Origin of the sequence: Streptomyces africanus, assembly GCF_002150735.1 — a bacterium.
GTDB classification, from domain to species: Bacteria; Actinomycetota; Actinomycetes; order Streptomycetales; family Streptomycetaceae; genus Streptomyces; species Streptomyces africanus.
Genome location: NZ_MUKA01000014.1, coordinates 1 through 16,282, shown reverse-complemented (window position 1 = coordinate 16,282; position 16,282 = coordinate 1). Strand labels below are relative to the sequence as shown.

General features: G+C 72.2%; 15 protein-coding genes. 5 read left to right on the top strand and 10 right to left on the bottom strand.

Annotated features, from left to right (window positions below):
- Positions 1 to 7 precede the first annotated feature (7 nt).
- The 5 genes from CCL05_RS02390 to CCL05_RS02370 all read right to left on the bottom strand — a co-directional run bounded on the left by CCL05_RS02390 (position 8) and on the right by CCL05_RS02370 (position 6,617).
- Positions 8 to 1,249, bottom strand: a complete 1,242-nt coding sequence (locus CCL05_RS02390; RefSeq protein WP_086558801.1) for a PP2C family protein-serine/threonine phosphatase — start codon at positions 1,247 to 1,249, stop codon at positions 8 to 10.
- Positions 1,250 to 1,316: 67 nt separating this feature from the next.
- Complete coding sequence (locus CCL05_RS02385) at positions 1,317 to 3,794, bottom strand: SpoIIE family protein phosphatase (RefSeq protein WP_086558800.1); 2,478 nt, start codon at positions 3,792 to 3,794, stop codon at positions 1,317 to 1,319.
- Positions 3,795 to 3,904: 110 nt separating this feature from the next.
- The gene (gene rocD, locus CCL05_RS02380; protein ID WP_086558799.1) at positions 3,905 to 5,158 is read right to left on the bottom strand and encodes an ornithine--oxo-acid transaminase; all 1,254 of its coding nucleotides are present in this window, start codon (positions 5,156 to 5,158) and stop codon (positions 3,905 to 3,907) included.
- Positions 5,155 to 5,976: a dimethylargininase gene (ddaH, locus tag CCL05_RS02375; protein WP_086558798.1), complete on the bottom strand. Its 822-nt coding sequence runs from the start codon at positions 5,974 to 5,976 to the stop codon at positions 5,155 to 5,157. The genes rocD and ddaH overlap by 4 nt, the downstream gene beginning before the upstream one ends.
- A 125-nt stretch (positions 5,977 to 6,101) precedes the next feature.
- Positions 6,102 to 6,617: an Lrp/AsnC family transcriptional regulator gene (locus CCL05_RS02370; protein WP_086558797.1), complete on the bottom strand. Its 516-nt coding sequence runs from the start codon at positions 6,615 to 6,617 to the stop codon at positions 6,102 to 6,104.
- A 69-nt stretch (positions 6,618 to 6,686) separates the two neighbouring features.
- Between CCL05_RS02370 and CCL05_RS02365 the strand changes: the two genes are divergently transcribed.
- The 4 genes from CCL05_RS02365 to CCL05_RS02350 are packed head-to-tail and all read left to right on the top strand — an operon-like array spanning position 6,687 to position 10,767.
- On the top strand, positions 6,687 to 7,436 hold the full coding sequence (locus CCL05_RS02365; RefSeq protein ID WP_086558796.1) for a LytR/AlgR family response regulator transcription factor: 750 nt from the start codon (positions 6,687 to 6,689) through the stop codon (positions 7,434 to 7,436).
- A 2-nt stretch (positions 7,437 to 7,438) separates the two neighbouring features.
- Positions 7,439 to 7,798, top strand: coding sequence for a hypothetical protein (locus tag CCL05_RS02360; RefSeq protein ID WP_086558823.1), 360 nt, complete (start codon positions 7,439 to 7,441; stop codon positions 7,796 to 7,798).
- Between the two features lie 54 nt (positions 7,799 to 7,852).
- On the top strand, positions 7,853 to 9,565 hold the full coding sequence (locus CCL05_RS02355) for a sodium/solute symporter (protein WP_086558795.1): 1,713 nt from the start codon (positions 7,853 to 7,855) through the stop codon (positions 9,563 to 9,565).
- A complete protein-coding gene (locus tag CCL05_RS02350; RefSeq protein WP_086558794.1) occupies positions 9,562 to 10,767 on the top strand; it encodes a sensor histidine kinase in 1,206 nt (401 codons plus the stop codon). The genes CCL05_RS02355 and CCL05_RS02350 overlap by 4 nt, the downstream gene beginning before the upstream one ends.
- 2 nt (positions 10,768 to 10,769) lie before the next feature.
- On the opposite strand, the gene CCL05_RS02345 is transcribed toward CCL05_RS02350, so the two are convergent.
- From CCL05_RS02345 to CCL05_RS02325, 5 genes are all read right to left on the bottom strand, one after another.
- Positions 10,770 to 10,949 (bottom strand): hypothetical protein, encoded by a 180-nt coding sequence (locus CCL05_RS02345; protein ID WP_086558793.1) that lies wholly within the window; start codon positions 10,947 to 10,949, stop codon positions 10,770 to 10,772.
- Between the two features lie 269 nt (positions 10,950 to 11,218).
- On the bottom strand, positions 11,219 to 12,169 hold the full coding sequence (locus tag CCL05_RS02340; protein WP_086558792.1) for a cytochrome c oxidase assembly protein: 951 nt from the start codon (positions 12,167 to 12,169) through the stop codon (positions 11,219 to 11,221).
- Between the two features lie 116 nt (positions 12,170 to 12,285).
- Positions 12,286 to 13,311 (bottom strand): 6-phosphofructokinase, encoded by a 1,026-nt coding sequence (locus CCL05_RS02335; RefSeq protein ID WP_086558791.1) that lies wholly within the window; start codon positions 13,309 to 13,311, stop codon positions 12,286 to 12,288.
- A 201-nt stretch (positions 13,312 to 13,512) separates the two neighbouring features.
- Complete coding sequence (locus CCL05_RS02330; protein ID WP_086558790.1) at positions 13,513 to 14,241, bottom strand: type 1 glutamine amidotransferase; 729 nt, start codon at positions 14,239 to 14,241, stop codon at positions 13,513 to 13,515.
- A 23-nt stretch (positions 14,242 to 14,264) separates the two neighbouring features.
- Entirely contained in the window at positions 14,265 to 15,503 is a 1,239-nt protein-coding gene (locus CCL05_RS02325; protein WP_086558789.1) for a MurT ligase domain-containing protein, read from the bottom strand.
- A 159-nt stretch (positions 15,504 to 15,662) separates the two neighbouring features.
- Between CCL05_RS02325 and def the strand changes: the two genes are divergently transcribed.
- Positions 15,663 to 16,202, top strand: a complete 540-nt coding sequence (gene def, locus CCL05_RS02320) for a peptide deformylase (RefSeq protein WP_086558788.1) — start codon at positions 15,663 to 15,665, stop codon at positions 16,200 to 16,202.
- The last annotated feature ends 80 nt before the right edge of the window (positions 16,203 to 16,282 follow it).

The following is a 16,282-nucleotide window of genomic DNA, read 5'->3' as shown; positions in this document are numbered from 1 at the left end:
GCGCAGCTCACAGCCGCACGATGATCAGCGCGGTGTCGTCGGTGGCGCCGCCGGGCGGCAGCAGCTCCAGCAGGACGGTGTCGGCGAGGCGCTCGGGATCCTGCTCCCGGTTGCGGTACAGCGCGTCGGCGAGACGGGCCAGACCGGTGTCGATGTCCTCGCCGCGCCGCTCGACGAGGCCGTCGGTGTAGAGCACCAGCGTGGCACCCGGCGTGAAGGACGTCTCCGTCTGAGGTCTGGGGATCGGGTCGGGGCGGGCGTCGAGCGGGGTGTCCGTGGCCCCGTCGAGGAACTCGGCGCAGCCGCCGGGGTGGAGCAGTACGGGCGGGAGATGGCCGGCGCTGCTGTAGGTGATGGTGTGCCGGTCGAAGTCGATGAAGGTCGTCACCGCGGTCGCCGACTCGGCTCCCTCGACCACATGGGCGTAGCGGCCCAGCACGTCCAGGGCCTGGGCCGGGCCCTCGGCGACCCGGGACGCCGCGCTGAGCGCGCTGCGCAGCTGGCCCATCACACCGGCGGCCTCCAGCCCGTGCCCGACCACGTCACCCACGGACACGCCGACCCGGTTGCCGCCGACCAGGTCGACCAGGTCGTACCAGTCCCCGCACACGTTGAGCGCGCCTACCGCGGGCCGGTACCGGACGGCGGCCCGGTGGTGGTGGCTGACCTGACGGCGGTCGGGCAGCATCGCCTCCTGGAGGGCCATGGCCACCTCCCGCTCCCGGGAGTGCGCCTGCCGCAGCCGCTCGTTGAGCTCCTGGAGCTCGCGGGCGCGGGTGTACAGCTCGGCTTCCAGGCCCCGGGACCGGCCGCCTCGGCCTCCGCCCGGGCGGCCCCGGGCCCGGATCAGCTCCGTGACCTCCTCGACCCGGAGCAGGATCATCACCACCTTGCCGTCGGGGCCGAGCAGCGGCGCGTTCACCGGACTCCAGTAGCGCTCCTGCCATTCCCCGGGCCGCTCGGCATCCTCGACGTCGTAGCGCTGGAGAGCCATGGCGTCACGTTCCCCGGTCGCCAGGACCCGGTACAGCGAGGCCTCCAGGTTGCGCATGCCCGTCGAGGCCGGGTCGTTGGGGTTGTCGGGGAAGACGTCGAACAGGTAGTGCCCGACGAGCTGCTCGCGGGAGCGGCCGGACACCCGGACGAACTCCTCGTTGACGTCCGCGTACACCAGCTCGGGCGTCAGCAGCGCCAGCATGCCGGGCAGGGCCTGGAACACCGCCGTGTAGTCGATCGCCGAATCCGTCATGGCCGCCGCCTCACCACTGCCGGGGTCAGACCAGTTTCCCACGATATGGGCGAATCCGGCTTCGGCTTCACTCCACGAGCGCCGCCACGGGCAGCTCGGCGAGCTCCGTCAGGGACTGCTCCGCCCAGATGATCTTCCCGTCCTGGACGAACCGCGTCCCCCACCGCTGGGTCAGCTGGGAGACCAGCAGCAGACCCCGCCCGCCCTCGTCCGTCGTACGGGGATGGCGCAGATGGGGCGCGGTGGCGCCGCTGTCGAAGACCTCGCAGACCAGGGCGCGCTCCCGGATCAGGCGGAGCCGGATGGGCCCGGGGGCGTGCCGGATGGCGTTGGTGACCAGCTCGCTCACCACCAGTTCCGTGGTGAACGCCAGCTCCTCCAGCCCCCAGCGGGCCAGCTGCCGGGTGGCCCTGCGGCGGGCCTCGGCGACGAGGGCCGGGTCGGGATCCAGGTCCCAGGCAGCGACCTGCTCGGTGCCCAGGCGTTTCGTCCGGGCCATCAGCAGGGCCACGTCGTCGTACGGCCGCGCCGGGACCAGCGCGTCGACGACGTTCCGGCAGTGCGCCTCCAGCGGACCCGCACCTTCCAGCGCCCCGCGCAGCCGTTCCCGGCCGGCGTCGACGGCCCAGGTCTCCGCCCGGGCCAGCAGCCCGTCCGTGTGCAGGGCGAGGGTGGCGCCCTCCACGAGGGACAGCTCGACCGCCTCGAAGGGCGGACCGCCCACACCGAGCGGCGGCCCCTGCGGAAGTTCCACGAACGTGACCGAGCCGTCGGGCAGGACCACGGCCGGCACCGGATGGCCCGCGGCGGCCATCGCGCACCCGCCGTCGACCGGGTCGTAGACGACGTACACACACCCGGAGCCCACGTACTGCGTGCCCGCGGAGCCCGCCGCGCCCGGTTCGGCGCCCTCTTCCCGGGCCGACCGCGCCACCAGGTCGTCGAGGTGCGCCAGCACCTCCTCGGGCGGCAGATCCTGCGCGGCCAGCGTCCGTACGGCCGTCCGCAACTGGCCCATCGCCGCGGCGGCGTCGATGCCGTGCCCGGGCACCTCACCCACGACGAGCGCGACGCGCGCCCCGGACAGCGGGATGAGGTCGTACCAGTCGCCGCCCAGACCCGTCAGCTCGTCGGCCGGCCGGTAGCACGCGGCCACCTCGACCGCGTCCTGCTCGGGCAGCCGGTGGGGGAGCAGACTGCGCTGCAGGACGAGCGCGGCGTCGCGTTCACGCGTGTAGCGCCGGGCGTTGTCGACGCAGACGGCCGCGCGGGAGACGAGGTCCTCGGCCAGCCGCAGGTCCTCCTCGTCGAAGGGCTCCCGGCCGTGCCGCCGGAAGAAGGTGGTGATGCCCAGCGTGATGCCGCGCGCCCGGACCGGCACGATCATCACGCTGTGCAGGCCCAGCTCCGAGAACGTGGACCGCCGGCCGCCCGGGACGTCCGTGTTGCCCCACACCCGCTCCCGTGGCTCGAGCCGCTCCGCGTGCCAGGTCCGGCCCGTGGCCAGACAGCGGACCGGCGGCGACCCGGCCGGGTACGTCGCGACCTCGCCGATCCCGACGACGGCCTGCGGGACGCCCTCCTGCGAGGAGCGGTGGCCCGTCCGGCGCAGCGCCACCGGATCGGTGTCCGCGAGCGGCCCGGGCGTCACCTCGGCGCCCCGCAGCACCGTCTCCAGCAGGTCCACGGTGACGAGGTCGGCCAGTCCCGGCACGGCCACGTCGGCCAGCTCCTGCGCGGTGCGCGTGAGGTCCAGGCTGCGGCCGATGGTCTCGTTGGCGCGGTCGAGGAGCGCCAGCCGCTGCCGGGCGCGGTGCCGCTCGGTGATGTCGACGACCGTGTAGTACACGCCCATCGGGCGGCCCCGGTCGTCCTCGAGCCGGGTGAACGACAGCATGTGCGCGGTCTCGCGCAGCGGCGCCGACACCACGTGGCCGACGTGCTCGTACCCGACCACGGCCTCGCCGGTGGCCAGCACGTGCCGCATCTGCGCCTCGACCGCCTGGGCGTCCAGGCCCGGCTGGACGTCCGCGAAGCGCAGGCCGAGCCGCCGGGACGGCGGTCCGCCGCCGAACTGCTCCAGGGCGGAGTTCGACCACACGAAGCGCAGGTCCGTGTCCACGATCGCGATGCCGACCGGGGCGTCGGTCACCATCCGCTCCAGCACCGTGCGGCTCATGTCCCAGCCGGGCGCGTCGGCCAGCTCCGACAGCAGCACCAGCCAGCGCGAGGCGCCGTGCGCCTCCTCGGCCGAGGTGATCCGGGCCGCGACCCTCACCGGCTGCCCGTCCCGGTGGCGGGCCGTCAGCAGCCCCGTCCAGCCGCCGTCCCTGCGGCACCGCTCGACCAGGTCCGGCACGCGCTGCGCGTCCTCGGCCGTGAGCAGGTCCGCCAGCTTCCTGCCGACCGCCTCGGCGGCCGGGTACGCCAGCAGCCGCCGGGCCTCACCGGTCCAGCCCGTCACCACGCCCTGCGGATCGAGCAACAGGGGCACGGCGTCGGCCACGTCGAACCGCCGCCGACCGTACTCCTCGTGTGCGCCCACGGCCGACCTCTCTGTCGCTGAGAGTGGTCTACCACCTCTTGCCTCAATCTTCACCCTTCCGGCATGCGGGGGCGGGTTGTACGGGGCCAGTTGGAGCGGTTCGTGGCGCGCTATCGCAGCACCTTCTCCAGCGTTCCCAGCGCCCCTTCGAGCTCCGCGCGCGTGATGGTGAGGGGTGGGGCCAGGCGGATCGTGGAGCCGTGGGTGTCCTTGACCAGGATTCCCTCCCGCATGAGGCGTTCGCTGATCTCGCGGCCCGTGCCGAGCCCGGGGTCGATGTCGACGCCCGCCCACAGGCCCCGCGAGCGGAAGCCGACCACGCCCTTGCCGACCAGGCCCGTCAGACCGTCCCGCAGGACCGCGCCCAGCTCGGTCGCGCGGCGCTGGAACTCGCCCGTCTCCAGCAGCTCGACCACCGCCGTGCCCACCGCGGCCGCCAGCGGGTTGCCGCCGAAGGTCGACCCGTGCTCCCCGGGGTGCAGCACCCCGAGCACCTCCCGGCGGGCAACCACCGCGGACACCGGCACGATGCCGCCGCCCAGCGCCTTGCCCAGCAGCACCACGTCCGGCACGACCGACTCGTGCTCGACCGCCAGCGTGCCGCCCGTACGGCCGAGCCCGGACTGGATCTCGTCCGCGAGGAACAGGCAGCCCTTGCGGCGGGTGAGCTCCCGCACGCCCGTCAGGTAGCCGTCGTCCGGGATGATCACGCCCGCCTCGCCCTGGATCGGCTCGATCAGCACCGCCGCCGTCGTCTCGTCGACCGCCGCCTCCAGCGCGGCCAGGTCGTTGTACGGCACGATCCGGAAGCCCGGCGTGAAGGGCCCGAAGCCCGCCCGGGCCGTCTCGTCCGTGGAGAAGCTGACGATCGTCGTCGTACGGCCGTGGAAGTTGTCCGCCGCGACCACGATCGTCGCCCGGTCGGCCGGGACGCCCTTGACGTCGTACGCCCACTTGCGGGCCACCTTCACCCCGCTCTCCACCGCCTCCGCACCGGTGTTCATGGGCAGCACCATGTCCATCCCGGTCAGCGCCGCCAGCCGCTCCGCGAACTCGGCGAGCCGGTCGTTGTGGAAGGCGCGGGAGGTGAGAGTCAGCCGGTCGAGCTGGCGGTGGGCCGCCTCGACCAGCGCCGGGTGCCGGTGCCCGAAGTTGAGCGCCGAGTAGCCGGCCAGCATGTCGAGGTAGCGCCGCCCCTCCACGTCCTCCACCCAGGTGCCCTCGGCACGGGCGACGACCACGGGCAGCGGGTGGTAGTTGTGCGCGAGGACCGGCCCCTCCGCGCGGATGAGCTCCTGCGAGCCACGGGTCTCCCGCGAGCCACGGCTCTCCTGCGGGTCCTCGGTGCGGACGGGTGCGGTCATGAGCGGATCTCCCGGATCTCCTGGGTGCAGCACTTGATGCCGCCACCGGCCTTGTGGAACTCGGACAGGTCGACGGGGACGGGGACGTAGCCACGGTCGGCGAGCCGGCCGGCCAGGGCCGTCGCCCCCGGTGAGATGAACACGTGCCGCCCGTCGGAGACGGAGTTGAGCCCGAACGCCATCGCGTCCTCGCGGGTGGCGAGCACCGCGTCCGGGTACAGCCGGGCCAGCACCTCGCGGCTGCCCGGCGAGAACGCCTCGGGGTAGTAGGCGATGGTGTCGTCGTCGAGGACGAACAGCGCCGTGTCGAGGTGGTAGAAGTACGGGTCCACCAGCGTCAGGCTGATCACCGGCACCCCGAAGTACTCCTGCACCTCGCGGTGCGCCTCCCGGGTCGTACGGAAGCCCGTCCCGGCCAGGATCCAGCGGCCGGCCGGCACCAGGTCGCCCTCGCCCTCGCACACCGACTCGGGGTGGTAGACCTCGTAGCCCTCCGCCTTGAACCACGCCTCGTACGGCACGGACTCGGGGCGGCGCTCGGGCGCGTGGAAGAGCGAGCCGAACACGCGGCCGTCGACGACGACCGCCGCGTTCGCGGCGAAGACCATGTCGGGCAGACCGGGAACCGGTTTCACAGTGTCCACGGTATGGCCGTGGGCACGGTATGTGTCCACAAGCGCCTGCCACTGGTCCAGGGCGCGGATGACGTCGACGGGTTCACCGGGACGCATCCACGGGTTGATCGCGTACTGCACGGCGAAGTGTCTGGGTTCGCAGACGAGATAGCGCCGCCGGCGCGGCACACGGGAGTCGGGCACAGAGGGGTCCCTCCGCTTCCTCACGGTGTGTGACTGGGGGTTGACACAACGGTAGGAACTGGCCGAGGGGCCGACAAGAAACAATGGTTGCGTGCTCGCGCAGGAACGCTGCGTCTTGCGGCCGGTCAGCGCACGTCCGCTGCGCCGCCCCGGGGCTCCTCGGGTGCCGGATGGCCGGCCCCGGCCTCCGGACTCTCCGGAAGGAGATGGGACAGCACCATCACGCTGATCGTCTTCCTGATGAACGGCTCCTGGCGGATCCGCTCCAGCACCTCCTCGAAGTGCTCCACGTCCCGCGCCCGCACGTGCAGCAGCGCGTCCGCACCGCCCGTCACGGTCATCGCCGCGGTGATCTCCGAGTGGTTGCGCACCACCTCCGCGAGCCGCCGCGGCGGGGCCGCGCCCTCGCAGTACACCTCGACGTATGCCTCGGTCCGCCAGCCCAGCGCCGACGGCTTCACCGTGGCCGTGAACCCGGTGATCACGCCGGTCTCCCGCAGCCGGTCGACCCGGCGCTTGACCGCCGTGGCCGACAGCCCGATCGCCGTGCCGATCTCGGCGAAGGACGTCCGGGCGTTCGTCATCAACGCGGTGATGATCTTCCGGTCGAGTTCGTCGAACGGCGTGGACCTGCTGTTCATGCGGGCACTGTATCCACCGGCACCCCGGCACGTGTCCAGACGTATCGATCGCCCCTACACTCCGGGTTCATGCTGCGCGCCCTGGCTGTCGACGACGAACGCCCCTCGCTGGAAGAACTGCTCTACCTGCTGCACGCGGACCCCCGCATCGGCAGCGCGGAGGGCGCCGGCGACGCGACCGAGGCGCTGCGCCGCATCAACCGCGCCCTGGAGTCCGGCCCGGGCGGGCCCGAGGCGATCGACGTCGTCTTCCTCGACATCCAGATGCCCGGCCTCGACGGCCTCGACCTGGCCAGGCTGCTCACCGGGTTCGCCCGGCCGCCGCTCGTCGTGTTCGTCACCGCCCACGAGGACTTCGCCGTCCAGGCCTTCGACCTCAAGGCCGTCGACTACGTCCTCAAGCCCGTCCGCAAGGAACGGCTCGCCGAGGCCGTACGGCGTGCCGCCGAGCTCCGCGGCGCCGCGCCCCGCATCCCCGTGAGCGAGCCCGACCCCGACCACATCCCCGTCGAACTCGGCGGCGTGACCCGCTTCGTCGCCGTCGACGACATCACCCACGTCGAGGCCCAGGGCGACTACGCCCGTCTGCACACCGACAAGGGCAGCCACCTGGTCCGCATCCCGCTGTCCACCCTGGAGGAGCGCTGGCGCTCCCGCGGCTTCGTCCGCATCCACCGCCGCCACCTCGTCGCCCTGCGTCACATCGGCGAACTCCGCCTCGACGCGGGCACCGTCAGCGTCCTGGTCGGCTCCGAGGAGCTCCAGGTCAGCCGGCGCCACACGCGCGAGCTGCGCGACCTGCTCATGAGGAGGACGTGACGGTGCCCCAGGACCACACCGAGCGCCGCGTCGTCGTCACCGGCCCGCCCCGCCAGACGCGCAGGGCCTTTGGCTACTACCGGCCGCGCACCGAGATCGACGAGCAGACCACCCTCGGCCACACCTACGTCCGGTCCCTGATGCGCATCCAACTGCGCGCCGCCCTCACCGTGTTCGCGATCCTCGGGCTGCTCATCGGCCCGCTCCCGCTGCTCTTCGCGGCGATGCCCGGCACCCGCCGCCTGGAATGGACCGTCCTCGGCTTCGGCCTCTACCTCCCCCTGGTCCTCCTCGCCCTCTGGTACGTCCGCCGCGCCGAGCGCAACGAGCGCGACTTCGTACGCCTCGTCGAAGACCGATGACCGACGGCCGAACAGCCTTGAACGACCGATGACCGACGAGCGAACTGGCCTCCGATGAACTCCCACTACGCCGTCCCCGCCGTGGCCCTGGTCGTCGTCGCGACGGTCCTGGTCGGCGCCTTCGGCCTGCGCATCTCCCGCACCACCTCTGACTTCTACGTCGCCTCCCGCACCGTCGGCCCCCGCCTCAACGCCGCCGCCATCAGCGGCGAGTACCTCTCCGCCGCCTCCTTCCTGGGCATAGCGGGCCTGGTCCTGGTCCAGGGCCCCGACATGCTCTGGTACCCGGTCGGCTACACCGCCGGCTACCTGGTCCTGCTCCTTTTCGTCGCCGCCCCGCTGCGCCGCTCCGGCGCCTACACGCTCCCCGACTTCGCCGAGGCCCGCCTCGCCTCCCAGGCCGTGCGGCGGCTGGCCGGAGCCTTCGTCGTCGGCGTCGGCTGGCTGTATCTGCTGCCCCAGCTGCAGGGGGCCGGACTGACCCTGACGGTGCTGACCGGAGCGCCCGACTGGCTCGGCGGAGTGATCGTCGCCGTCGTCGTGACCGCCACCGTCGCCGCCGGCGGCATGCGCAGCATCACCTTCGTCCAGGCCTTCCAGTACTGGCTGAAACTCACCGCCCTGCTCGTCCCCGCCCTGTTCCTGGTCCTGGCCTGGCAGAGCGACGGAGCCCCCCGCCACGCCTTCGACGAACCGGCCACCTTCCGCGAGCAGCGCGTCGTCCGCGTCGGCGACGGCATCGACCTGAAACTGGACCGGCCCCTCGCCGTCACGGTGACCGGCACCGTGGACGGCCGTACGCACACCGACACCCGCCTCGAACTCCCCGCCGGCACCCACCGCGTCGAACGCGGCACCCGGCTCACCTTCGCCGAGGGAGCGGCCGTCCCCGAGGCGCAGCGCAGCGGCGGCGGCGACCTGTCGCCGGCCCAGGCCGAGAGCCGCGAGGAACGCCCGCTGTACGCCACGTACGGGCTGATCCTCGCCACGTTCTTCGGCACCATGGGCCTGCCGCACGTCGTGGTCCGCTTCTACACCAGCCCGCACGGCGTCGCCGCCCGCCGCACCACCGTCGCGGTCCTCGGCCTGATCGGCGCCTTCTACCTCCTGCCGCCCGTCTACGGCGCACTCGGCCGCCTCTACGCCCCCGAACTCACCCTCACCGGCGACACGGACGCCGCGGTCCTCCTGCTGCCCGACCGCATCATCGGGGGAGTGGGCGGCGATCTGCTGGGCGCGCTGGTGGCGGGCGGCGCCTTCGCCGCGTTCCTGTCCACGGCCTCGGGGCTCACCATGGCGGTCGCGGGCGTGCTCACCCAGGACGTCCTGCCCGCACGCGGCGTACGGCACTTCCGGCTCGGGACCGTGCTCGCGATGGCCATGCCCCTCGCGGCGAGCGTCCTGGTCGGCGGGCTCCCGGTGGCCGACGCGGTGGGGCTCGCCTTCGCCGTGTCCGCGTCGTCGTTCTGCCCGCTGCTCGTCCTCGGCATCTGGTGGCGGCGGCTCACCCCGCCCGGCGCGGCCGCCGGCATGCTGGTCGGCGGCGGCTCGGCCCTGCTCGCCGTCACCGCGACCATGGCGGGCTACCCGGGCGAGGGCGCGCTGCACGCCCTGCTCGCCTGGCCCGCGCTCTGGTCGGTGCCGCTGGGCTTCCTCACCATGATCCTGGTGTCGCTGGCCACCCCCGGCCGGGTGCCGCCGGGCACGGCGGCGGTCTTGGCCCGCTTCCACCTGCCCGAGGAGCTGCGCACGGAGGTGACGGCATGAGCGGATTCCTGGCGGGCCTGTGCGTCGCCGTGCTCCCGGTCCTGGCCGTGGGAGTCTGGCTCGGCCGGCGCACGGCACGCCCCAAGAGCCTCGGCGGCCTGGGCACGCCCGTGGAGCACGCCACCTTCGAGACCCTGCACACCGCCTCCCTCGCCGCGCCCCCGCTGCGGGCCGGCCTGACGGAGGAGACCGCCCGCAAGTCCGCCCGCAAACTGCGCTCCCTGCTCGGCACGGACGCCCTGTGCCTGACCGACACCGAACAGGTCCTGGTCTGGGACGGCGACGGCGCCCACCACCGCACCGAGATCATGGAACGCCTCGCCGGGCCCCTGGAGACCGGCCGCGGCGAGGCCTTCCAGCTGACCTGCGACCTCCTCGACTGCCCGGTGCGCTGGGCGGTCGTCGCCCCGCTCACCGTCGACGACCGGGTGCACGGCGCCCTCGTCGCCTGCGCGCCCCGCGAGTCCGCGGTCCTCGTCCGGGCGGCCGGCGAGGTGGCCCGCTGGGTGTCCGTGCAGCTGGAGCTGGCGGATCTGGACCAGTCCCGCACCCGCCTCATCGAGGCCGAGATCAAGGCGCTGCGGGCCCAGATATCCCCGCACTTCATCTTCAACTCGCTCGCGGTGATCGCCTCGTTCGTCCGCACCGACCCCGAGCGCGCCCGCGAACTGCTCCTGGAATTCGCCGACTTCACCCGCTACTCGTTCCGCCGGCACGGCGACTTCACCACCCTCGCCGACGAACTCCACGCCATCGACCACTACCTGGCGCTGGTGCGGGCACGCTTCGGCGACCGCCTCTCCGTCACCCTCCAGATCGCCCCGGAGGTGCTGCCCGTAGCCCTGCCCTTCCTGTGCCTCCAGCCGCTCGTCGAGAACGCCGTCAAGCACGGCCTGGAGGGCAAGGCCGACAAGTGCCACATCCAGATCACCGCCCAGGACGCGGGCGCCGAGGCCCTGGTCGTCATCGAGGACGACGGCGCGGGCATGGACCCCGGCCTGCTCCGCCGCATTCTCGCCCGCGAGGTCAGCCCCTCGGGCGGCATAGGGCTCTCCAACGTCGACGACCGGCTCCGCCAGGTCTACGGCGACGACCACGGCCTCGTCATCGAGACCGCCACGGGTGCGGGCATGAAGATCACCGTCCGGCTTCCCAAGTACCAGCCGGGTGTGCATTCGGCCGGACGGCTGACCCGGGAGTGACCTCAGGTGCTCTTCGTGGTGACCACCATCCCGAGGGTGATCAGGCCCAGGACGACCCAGCCGAACCACAGCCAGCCGTTGCTGCCGAGCGCCACCGTGTAGGCCGTCACCAGGACGAGGCCGCCGACGGTGATGGCTCCCATGGTCTTCGTCGCGTTCGAACCGTTCGTGGAACCGGGCATCGCAACACCCTCCTCATGGTTCTTTTCCCACCATGGTGCCCCGTTCTGCCTCCTGACGGTGCAGACGACGACATGAGTACCGGATTTCCAGGGGCCGTCGCTGGTCCGGGCGAGCGTCACAGCGGCGGCCAGTCGGGTGAATCCGAGCGCCGTCACGCTTCTGCATGGTGGCGGTGTCGGCGAACGCCGTACGCGACCTACGTCGCTCGCCGAGCGGCCCGTGCGCGCCGCGCGAGGCGGGGCGTGGGCGATCCAGGACGTGGGAGACGTCAGTTCCCGCGTGCGTGCAGCGAGCTCAAATAGGCGTTGTACGCCTCGAGTTCCTTGTCCCCGTCGCGGTCCGCGGCCCGGTCCTCGCGCCTGGCCTGACGCTGGTCCGAGGCGTACCACTGGAACAGCAGCGCGACCAGCACCAGCACGGACGGGATCTCGCTGAACGCCCAGGCGATGCCGCCCGCCGCGTTCTGGTCGGAGAGCGCCTCGATGCCGAGCGAGGCGGGCGGGTTCTTGAACGTCTCGACCATCGGCTCGGACGCCATCATCAGCGCGATCCCGAAGAACGCGTGGAACGGCATGCCCGCGAACAGCTCCAGCATCCGCATCAGATAGCCCGGCCGGTGCGGGCCCGGGTCCACGCCCATGATCGGCCAGAAGAACACCAGGCCCACGGCGAGGAAGTGCACCATCATCCCGATGTGCCCCGCCTTGGAGCCCATCAGGGTGTCGAACAGCGGCGTGAAGTACAGGCCGTACAGGCTCGCGATGAACAGCGGGATCGTGAACGCCGGGTGCGTGATGATCCGCATGTACCGGCTGTGCAGGAACATCAGCAGCAGCTCACGCGGCCCCTTGCGGCCCCGCCCCGCCGTCGGCAGCGCCCGCAGCGCGAGCGTGATCGGCGCCCCTAGCAGGATCAGGATCGGCGACACCATGCTGATCACCATGTGCTGCACCATGTGCACGCTGAACATGACCATGCCGTAGTCGTTCAGCCGGGTGCACATCATGAGCACGATGCTCAGCACGCCGATGACGAAGGCGACGCTCCGCCCCACCGGCCACTTGTCCCCGCGCCGCACGAGCCGCACGACACCCCACCCGTACAGCGCCAGCCCGGCCAGGCAGGCGACGAGGAAGAACGGGTCCGCCGACCACTCCAGACCTCGTCCCAGCGTGAACGGCGGCAGATCCATGGTCATGCCGTGCCCGCTGTGATCCATACCGCCGGCTCCTGTTTCGTGGGGGTGTGCAGCAATCTGTCCGCCCCAAGAGTAGAACCGCCCCCGGCCACACAGGTGACCGGGGGCGGTAAGACGTGCTCAGGGACGCGGGGGCCTCAGAGAACGCACTCCGCCTCGGCGTACCGGTCCTCCGGCACCGTCTTCAGCGTCTCCACGGCCTCGGCCAGCGACACCATCACGATGTCGGTGCCCCGCAGCGCGGTCATCTGCCCGAACTCGCCCCGGTGCACCGCCTCCACCGCGTGCCACCCGAACCGCGTGGCCAGCACCCGGTCGTAGGCGGTGGGCGTCCCACCGCGCTGCACATGCCCGAGGATCACCGGCCGGGCTTCCTTCCCCAGCCGCCCCTCCAGCTCGACCGACAGCTGACGGGCGATCCCGGCGAACCGCTCGTGCCCGTAGATGTCCTTGCCGCCCTCGTCGAACTCCATGGTCCCGGGCTTGGGCTTCGCGCCCTCCGCCGCCACGACGATCGCGAAGCGCTTGCCCGCCTCGAACCGCTCGCCCACCTTGCGGGTCAGCTCGTCGACGTCGAAGGGCCGCTCGGGGACGACGATGGCGTGCGCGCCGGCCGCCATGCCGGAGTGCAGCGCGATCCAGCCGGTGTGCCGGCCCATGACCTCGACCACCAGAACCCGCTGGTGGGACTCGGCGGTGGTCTTCAGCCGGTCCAGGGCCTCGGTCGCCACCCCGACGGCCGTGTCGAAGCCGAACGTGACGTCCGTGACCGCGATGTCGTTGTCGATGGTCTTCGGCACACCCACGACGGGCAGACCGCTGTCCGACATCAGCCGCGCGGCCTTCAGCGTGCCCTCGCCGCCGATGGGGATGATCGCGTCGAGGCCGAGCTCCTCGACATGGCCCTTGGCCCGCTCCACACCGTCCCGCAGATGGGAGGGCTGGACGCGGGAGGACCCCAGAATCGTGCCGCCGCGGGCGAGGATGCCACCCACCGCGTCGAGGTCGAGCTTGAGGTAGTCGCACTCCAGAAGGCCTTTCCAGCCGTCCCGGAAGCCGATGACCTCGTCGCCGTGGTCGACGACGGCGCGGTGCACGACGGACCGGATGACGGCGTTCAGGCCGGGGCAGTCGCCGCCGGACGTGAGGACACCAATGCGCATAGCCCGAAAACCTTCTCCACGTGGGCCGGGACCGGACCACGTTGTCCGGCTCGAATGCCCGCCACCCTAGCGGCATCGAAGGGCCGGACCGAAGCACGCGTCCGCCTGCTGGACGGCCCCGCTCACCTGTGCGGATGCGCCGTCAGACGGGCTGTTGACCAGCAGGTTGACGCGTCATGGCCGTACGCTGCCGCGCAGCGCTCACGCAGGCTGCTGAGCAGCCGCGATGCGCTCGTTGCGCAGTGCCTCGTACCAGCGGTCGTCCGTCGGCGGCAGCGCGTTGACGTCGAGGGCCAGCTTCAGCAGCAGGTCCGCGATCAGCGGGTTGCGCGCCAGCACCGGGCCGTGCATGTACGTGCCGAAGACGGTGTCGTTGAAGGCGCCCTCCGTGCCGTCGCCCGTGCCGTTGCCGTTGCCGAACCGCACCCGGGCGAGCGGGCGGGCGGTGGGGCCGAGGTGGGTGACGCCCTGGTGGTTCTCGAAGCCCGTCAGCGGGGGCAGGCCGAGGCGCGGGTCGATGTCGCCCAGCACGTCACCGACGCACCGCTCGCCCTCGCCGCGTACGGACACCACGTCCAGCAGGCCGAGGCCGGGCTCGCGCTGCCCGAGGTCGTTGATGAACTCGTGGCCGAGGATCTGGTAACCGGCGCACACGGAGAACACGATGGCGCCGTTCTCCACCGCCCGGGTCAGCCCGCCGTCCCGGCGCAGCCGCTCGGCCGCGAGCCGCTGCGGACGGTCCTCGCCGCCGCCGATCAGGTAGATGTCGCCGGAGGTCGGGATCGCCTGGTCGCTGCGCACGTCCAGCCGCGCCACGTCCAGGCCGCGCTGCCGCGCCCGGCGCTCCACGACGAGGACGTTGCCCTGGTCGCCGTAGGTGCTGAGCAGGTCGGGATAGATCCAGACGACCCGCAGTTGGTTGTCGCTCACAAAAGTCCCCTGACGTCTCGTGCTCAGTTGCCGACCCGGCGGCGCAGGTCCTGGAACGCCGTGTAGTTGGCGATGACCTCGATCCGGCCCGGCGGGCACGCCGCCACGGCCTGGTCGAGGTTCTCGTAGACCTGGAAGTGCTGGTCGGCGACCTCCAGGCGCACCGCGAGGTCCAGCCGCCGGTCACCGACCACGCAGATCGGGTGGCCGGTCAGGCGCGTGTAGTCGACGTCCCACAGCCAGGAGGTGTCGGTGCCGTCGGCGGAGCGCGCGTTCACGGACAGGATGACCGGGGCGGGCGGCGGGTCGATCAGGGAGAACGTCTCCAGCCAGCCGGCCGGGTTCTTCGCGAGGAGCAGCCTGAGGTCACGGCCCTGGAACTGGACGACGTCGTACCGGCCGGCCACCGCCTGCACCTGGTACATGCGCTCCAGCGCGACCTGCGGCGGTACGCCGAACACGGCGGCGACGGCGGCCGAGGAGGCGGCGTTGGCCTTGTTGGCGCGGCCGGGCAGCTGGAGGTGGATCGGCCAGGCGGAGCCGTGCGGGTCCAGGACGTGGTCGCCGGAGAGCGCCCAGCTCGGCGTCGGACGGCGGAAGCCGCACTCACCGCAGTACCAGTCGTCGCCGGGGCGCTGCATCACGCCACCGCACGACGGGCAGGACCAGGCGTCGTCCTTCCACATCTGCCCGGCGGCGACCCAGATCACATTGGGGGAGGAGGACGCCGCCCACACCACCAGCGGGTCGTCGCAGTTGGCCACCACCACGGCCTTGGAACCGGCGAGCCCCTCGCGCCAGTTCTCGGCGAGCATGCGGGTCTCGGCGGCGCGGTCGAGCTGGTCGCGGGAGAGGTTGAGCAGCGCGATGCACTTCGGCGCGGTGTCCCGGGCGACGCCGGCGAGGTACTTCTCGTCGACCTCGATCACGCCGTACCGGGCGTCCGAGCTGCCCGCGAGCGCCGAGGTGATACCGGCCGGCATGTTGGCGCCGAGCGCGTTGGAGACGACCGGTCCCGCGGCGCGCAGGGCCTCGGCGATGAGCCGGGTGGTCGTGGTCTTGCCGTTCGTCGCGGAGACCAGGATCACGTCCAGGTTCTGGGCGAGCCGGGCGAGGAGGTCGGGGTCGAGCTTGAGCGCCACCCGGCCGCCGATCACCGAACCGCTGCCGCGCCCCGCGGCGCGCGATGCCGCCGCGACCGCCTTGCCCGCGGTCACGGCCAGCTTGGCCCGCGGCGAGAGCGGGTCCGAGTTGCCTGCCATCAGTTCTCGATCCTCCTTGCGTACGCGCCGCGCCTTCAAGCCTGACGGCCACGTGGTGTGGACCTCAGCCTATCGAGATCCATTAGCACTCCCGAACCGCGGCACTGTGGTGAACTCGTGTGGGAGGCGCGGAATGGAAGGGACCTTACTCTTGCCGCCATGCGAAACAGCTCCATCCCCGGCGCCCGCGGCCACGTGAGACCCCTCACCCTGCACGGCGACCCGCTGCTGCACACACCCTGTGCGGAGGTCACCGACTTCGGCCCTGAACTGGCCCGCCTCGTCGAGGACTTGTTCGCGACCATGTACGCCGCCCAGGGCGTCGGCCTCGCCGCCAACCAGATCGGCGAGCCGCTGCGGGTCTTCGTCTACGACTGCCCCGACGACGAGGACGTCCGGCACCTGGGCCACGTGGTCAACCCGCGCCTGGTCGAGGCGGACGGAGTGGTGATCCGGGGCCCGGAGGGCTGCCTGTCCCTACCGGGCCTGGAAGCGGGCACGGAGCGTTACGACCACGCGGTGGTCGAGGGCTTCACGGTGACCGGCGACCCGATCACGGTGCACGGCACGGGCTTCTTCGCCCGCTGCCTCCAGCACGAGTACGACCACACGGAGGGCCGCATCTACGCGGACCACCTCAAGGGCTGGCGCCACCGCAGACTGATGCACAAGGTGGCCCGGGCCTCTTGGCGCCGGTGAGGGTGTGCCTTCAGGGGCGCGGGGCTGTGTTCAATATGCGGCTCCGCCGCGGGGCGCGACCAGCCCCCACCGGCCCGCAC

What these genes read in the sequence shown, in the direction of transcription:
- CCL05_RS02390 (WP_086558801.1), bottom strand. Translation starts at nt 1,249, where the DNA reads ATGACGGATTCGGCGATCGACTACACGGCGGTGTTCCAGGCCCTGCCC.
- rocD (WP_086558799.1), bottom strand. Translation starts at nt 5,158, where the DNA reads ATGACCGCACCCGTCCGCACCGAGGACCCGCAGGAGAGCCGTGGCTCG.
- CCL05_RS02370 (WP_086558797.1), bottom strand. Translation starts at nt 6,617, where the DNA reads ATGAACAGCAGGTCCACGCCGTTCGACGAACTCGACCGGAAGATCATC.
- CCL05_RS02365 (WP_086558796.1), top strand. Translation starts at nt 6,687, where the DNA reads ATGCTGCGCGCCCTGGCTGTCGACGACGAACGCCCCTCGCTGGAAGAA.
- CCL05_RS02355 (WP_086558795.1), top strand. Translation starts at nt 7,853, where the DNA reads ATGAACTCCCACTACGCCGTCCCCGCCGTGGCCCTGGTCGTCGTCGCG.
- CCL05_RS02350 (WP_086558794.1), top strand. Translation starts at nt 9,562, where the DNA reads ATGAGCGGATTCCTGGCGGGCCTGTGCGTCGCCGTGCTCCCGGTCCTG.
- CCL05_RS02345 (WP_086558793.1), bottom strand. Translation starts at nt 10,949, where the DNA reads ATGCCCGGTTCCACGAACGGTTCGAACGCGACGAAGACCATGGGAGCC.
- CCL05_RS02340 (WP_086558792.1), bottom strand. Translation starts at nt 12,169, where the DNA reads ATGGATCACAGCGGGCACGGCATGACCATGGATCTGCCGCCGTTCACG.
- CCL05_RS02335 (WP_086558791.1), bottom strand. Translation starts at nt 13,311, where the DNA reads ATGCGCATTGGTGTCCTCACGTCCGGCGGCGACTGCCCCGGCCTGAAC.
- CCL05_RS02325 (WP_086558789.1), bottom strand. Translation starts at nt 15,503, where the DNA reads ATGGCAGGCAACTCGGACCCGCTCTCGCCGCGGGCCAAGCTGGCCGTG.
- def (WP_086558788.1), top strand. Translation starts at nt 15,663, where the DNA reads ATGCGAAACAGCTCCATCCCCGGCGCCCGCGGCCACGTGAGACCCCTC.